The 4543-nt window shown below is 69.5% G+C and carries 3 protein-coding genes; 1 reads left to right on the top strand and 2 read right to left on the bottom strand.

Annotated elements, in window-relative coordinates:
- Positions 1–207: 207 nt before the first annotated feature.
- Positions 208–2751 carry an FHA domain-containing protein gene (locus CCN72_RS03670; protein WP_086806296.1) on the top strand — a complete coding sequence of 848 codons (2544 nt, stop codon included), beginning with the start codon at positions 208–210 and terminating at the stop codon, positions 2749–2751.
- A gap of 94 nt (positions 2752–2845) precedes the next feature.
- On the opposite strand, the gene CCN72_RS03665 is transcribed toward CCN72_RS03670, so the two are convergent.
- Both CCN72_RS03665 and CCN72_RS03660 read right to left on the bottom strand, forming a co-directional pair.
- The gene (locus CCN72_RS03665) at positions 2846–3595 is read right to left on the bottom strand and encodes a transglycosylase SLT domain-containing protein (RefSeq protein WP_086806295.1); all 750 of its coding nucleotides are present in this window, start codon (positions 3593–3595) and stop codon (positions 2846–2848) included.
- Between the two features lie 334 nt (positions 3596–3929).
- The coding region (locus CCN72_RS03660) for an S-adenosylmethionine:tRNA ribosyltransferase-isomerase (RefSeq protein WP_143664033.1) at positions 3930–4543 on the bottom strand (614 nt) is incomplete at its 5' end.

Genomic DNA, 4543 nt, shown 5'->3' with positions numbered 1-4543 from the left:
GCCGTACCCTCCCCGAGTCGCGCTCGCCGCCCCCACTCGTCCCCCTCGCCCGAATTGCCGTCCTCCCGCTGGAGCGCCGTACGGCGATTCGCGCAAGGCCCGGGTTTTGGTCAGGGGTGCGGGCCTGAAATAGTTCCCCACGATGTTCGACATCCCTAGACTCCCTGCGATGGGGGTAATTCGGGGGACAACTCAGTGGGGCATGGAGTGCCGGAACTCGTACTGGAAACAAACGGACGTACCTGGACGCTCGACCCGTCCAGGCCTTACACCCTCGGCAGAGATCCGCAGGGTGACATCGTGTTCGACGACGCCAGGGTCTCCTGGCGACACGCCACGGTCAGCTTCGACGGCCGCAGTTGGGTCATCGAGGACCACGGCAGCACCAACGGCACCTATCTCCAGGGTCAGCGCGTCCAGCGCACGGAGATAGGCCCGGGGACGGCGCTGCACCTCGGCAACGCGACGGACGGACCGCGGCTGGATCTCGCCGGTGCCGCCGTCGGCCAGGCGCAGCAGGCGCCGTACGCCGCGGCCCCCGCGGGGTGGGCCCAGCAGGCGGCCCCTCAGCAGGCACCCGCCCAGCAACCCGGCTGGCAGCAGCCGCCGCAGGGGCAGCCGGCCCAGCACGCCCCGCAGCAGGCCGGCTTCCCGCAGCAGAAGGACGCGGGACCCGCCGCCTTCCCGCAGCAGACCGGTCCGGGGGCGCCCGCGCACGGGGACCGCAGCCCGACCACGTTCCACCAGTTCTCCCTCGGCCGCGTCATGCGCATCGGCCGTGCCCTGGAGAACGAGCTGGTCGTCTCCGACCTCCAGGTCTCCCGTCACCACGCCGAGTTCCACTCGACGCCCGACGGCCGCTTCGAGATCCGCGACCTCGGCTCGCACAACGGCACGTACGTCAACGGCCACCCGGTGCCCAAGGGCGGCTCGGTGCAGCTCGGCCCGGCCGACATCGTCGGCGTCGGCCACTCCACCTTCCGGATCGTCGGCGACCGGCTGGAAGAGTTCGTCGACACCGGTGAGGTCTCCTTCTCCGCGCGCCATCTGACCGTCACGGTCGACGGCGGCAAGCAGATCCTCAAGGACGTCTCCTTCGGCGTCCCGGAGAAGTCCCTGATCGCGGTCATCGGCCCGTCCGGCTCCGGCAAGTCCACGCTGCTGAAGGCGCTCACCGGCTACCGGCCCGCCAACCAGGGCGAGGTGCTGTACGACAACCGCAACCTGTACAAGCAGTTCGCGGAGCTGCGCCAGCGCATCGGCCTGGTCCCGCAGGACGACATCCTGCACAAGGAACTGACCGTCAAGAAGGCCCTGAAGTACGCGGCCAAGCTGCGCTTCCCCGCCGACACCACCGCCCAGGAGCGCGACGCCCGCATCGAGGAGGTGCTGCGCGAGCTGAAGCTGGACATCCACAAGGACAAGAAGGTCACGTCCCTGTCCGGCGGTCAGCGCAAGCGCGTCTCGGTGGCCCTGGAGCTGCTGACCAAGCCGTCGCTGATCTTCCTGGACGAGCCGACCTCCGGCCTCGACCCGGGCATGGACCGCGATGTCATGCAGCTGCTGCGCGGTCTCGCCGACGACGGCCGTACCGTGCTCGTCGTCACCCACTCGGTGGCCGAGCTGGCCCTGTGCGACAAGCTGCTGGTGATGGCGCCGGGCGGCGCGGTGGCCTACTTCGGCCCGCCGGAGGAGGCGCTGAACTTCTTCGGCTACGACAGCTGGGCCGATGTCTTCTCCGCCTTCGAGAACTACCGCGACTACGACTGGGCGGGCCGCTGGAAGGGCTCGCAGCACTACCAGATGTACGCCGCGGACTTCGACGCCGTCGCCCCGCAGCAGGCGGCGTACATGCCGCCGCCGGCGGCGATCAAGCCGCCCAAGCCACAGGCGTGGGGCTCCCAGCTGCTGACCCTGATCCGGCGCTATGTGTCGGTCATCGTCTCCGACAAGGGCTTCCTCGCGCTGACGGTGATCCTGCCCGCGGTCCTCGGCTCGGTCAGCCTGCTGATGAACCACGACCGGGGCCTGCTGGTGAACCCGGTGATCGACCGGCGCACCGGCCTGCATGTGCCGAACGGCACCGCCACCACCGTGCTGCTGATCCTCTCGGTGGGCGCGTGCTTCGCGGGCGCCGCGAACTCCGTGCGTGAGCTGATCAAGGAACGGGTGATCTACGAGCGGGAGCGGGCGACCGGCCTGTCCCGGTCGGCCTACCTGATGTCCAAGGTGGTCGTGCTCGGCGCCGTCACCGTGCTCCAGGGCCTGATGGTCGGCCTGATCGGCTTCTCGCCCCGCAAGATCCCGGGCCAGGGCGTCATCCTCGGCGGCTCGACCCTGCTGGAGCTGTGCCTGCCGATCATGGCGCTGGGCTTCACCTCGATGATGGTCGGCCTGGTGATCTCCTCGCTGGTGAAGACCGCCGAGAAGACCATGCCGCTGCTGGTGATGTTCGCGATCATCCAGGTCGTCTTCACCGGCTGTCTGTTCACCCTGCACGGCACGCTCGGCGTCAACGAGTTCTCGTACCTGATGCCCTCGCGCTGGGCGGTGGCCGCGGCCGGCACCACGCTGGACCTGAACAACATCGCTCCCAACGGCGACAATCCGGGCAGCACCGATCCGCTGTGGAACCACACGGCCGGGGCCTGGGGCCTGGACATGATCGCGCTGCTCGCGCTCGGCGCGATCTGCGGTTTCTTCGTGGCCCGCTTCCTGCGCCGCCACGAGCCCGAGGTCATGCGCAAGTAGCGTCCTCGGCACGGCACGCTCCGGTACGTCACAAAGGGCGGCACCCCGTTACGGGGTGCCGCCCTTCGGCGTTCGTCAGAGGTCCGCGCCGACCTCAGTACGCGCTGTTGACGTTGTCCATCGAGCCGTAGCGGTGGGCAGCGTAGTTGCAGGCGGCGGTGATGTTGGCGACCGGGTCGTAGATGTTCCACGAGGTACCGGGCACGTGGTACGTGTTGAAGGTGGGCTGGATCACCTGGAGCAGGCCCTTGGACGGGATGCCGTTGATCGCGTTGATGTCCCAGTTGTTGATGGCCATCGGGTTGCCCGAGGACTCACGCATGATGTTGCGGTACAGACCGTTGTAGCTGCCCGGGATGCCCTTGGAGTGCATGATGTCCAGGGACTGGCGGATCCAGCCGTCGAGGTTGTTCGCGTAGGTCTTCGCGGCGACGTCCTGCATCTGCGGGCGCTGCGCGGAACGGTTGGCGCTCTGCTTGGCGGCACGCTCCTGCGCGGCCTTCTTGGCGGCGGCGTCGACGGCGGCCTTCTTCGCGGCGGCGTCGGTGCGCTGCTTGGCGGCGGCGGCCTTCTGCTGCGCGGCGATGGCGTCGAGCTTGACGGCCTGCGCGGCGGCGGGGTCGGTGACCGAGCCCTTGACGTTCGGCAGCGTGGCGTCCTGGGTGGCGACCTTCGCGACCTGCGCGGCGGCGGCCGGGGAGCCGGTGGTGACGGTGTCCGCGTTACCGGGGACGGCCGACAGGGCGATGGCGGCGGTGCCGAGAGCGGCGACACCGGCGACGGCGATCTTGTGCTGCTTGGTCAGGGCACGATTTCGAGCACGACTGAGGATGTTCTTGGGCATGGCGTTGGACCTCTTCGTTAGCGCGGAGGTCGCTCCTGCGTCCGCCGGGGGAATCGGTTCCTCCCGCACAGAAGCCGCGGGGGGAAACCCACGGCGCTGAGCGACGAGAGCAATTCTTAGCGGCCGCAAAATGCCCTGGCAAAGGTGTGACGTACGAAGCTGGATAGTGGATCAGGGAAGCCCAAAACGGGACAGATTGGACCATCTGTCCCGTTCGTGGCGGGGGGTATATCTCCTATGTCCGTTCGTACGTGATGTAGGCCCTATGTGCGGGCTCACAGGCAACGCAGATCGAACTCACGGGGAGTTGCCATCGCAACTCACTCTGTGAGGCTCAGCGCGGGGTCTCCTCCCCAAGGAGGAGATGGACGTCCCCGAACTCGTGCCACAGGTAGAGCCCGCGCAGCGCCTCCTCGTACGCACGGTCGACCGCGGCCCGCCCGGCGACGGCCCGCAGCATCAGCAGATGCGAGGCCTCCGGCTCGTGCAGCCCGGTCAGCAGCCCGTCCACCACCCGCACCCCGCGCTCGGGCGTGACCACCAGGTCCGTCCACCCCTGGCACGCCCGCACCGCGCCGTCCGCGCCCACGGCCGACTCCACCGCGCGTACGGCCGTCGTGCCCACCGCGATCACCCGGCCGCCTCCGGCCGCCGCCGCGCCGATCGCCCGCGCGGACGCCTCCGGCACCGTGAACCACTCCGGGTACGGCGGCTCGTGCGCCTCCGCCGACGCCACCCCCGTATGCAGGGTGATCCGCGCGAACCCCACGCCCCCGCGCACCAGCTCCGCCACCACCCGCTCGGTGAAGGGCCGCCCCGCGCTCGGCATCTCCGCGCTGCCCGCGCCGTCGGGGGAGGGCAGGGAGAACAGGGTCTGGTACGCCGACAGCGGCTGGTCCCGCGTCGTATAGGAGTACCGGATCGGCCGCCCGTGCCCCCGCAGCAACC

Source organism: Streptomyces murinus (assembly GCF_002154555.1).
Taxonomy (GTDB): Bacteria; Actinomycetota; Actinomycetes; order Streptomycetales; family Streptomycetaceae; genus Streptomyces; species Streptomyces murinus.
This window is presented reverse-complemented; position numbering and strand designations above follow the sequence as displayed.

Excerpts from the sequence above, each read along its gene's own strand:
- CCN72_RS03665 (WP_086806295.1), bottom strand. The coding sequence starts at position 3,595 with ATGCCCAAGAACATCCTCAGTCGTGCTCGAAATCGTGCCCTGACCAAG.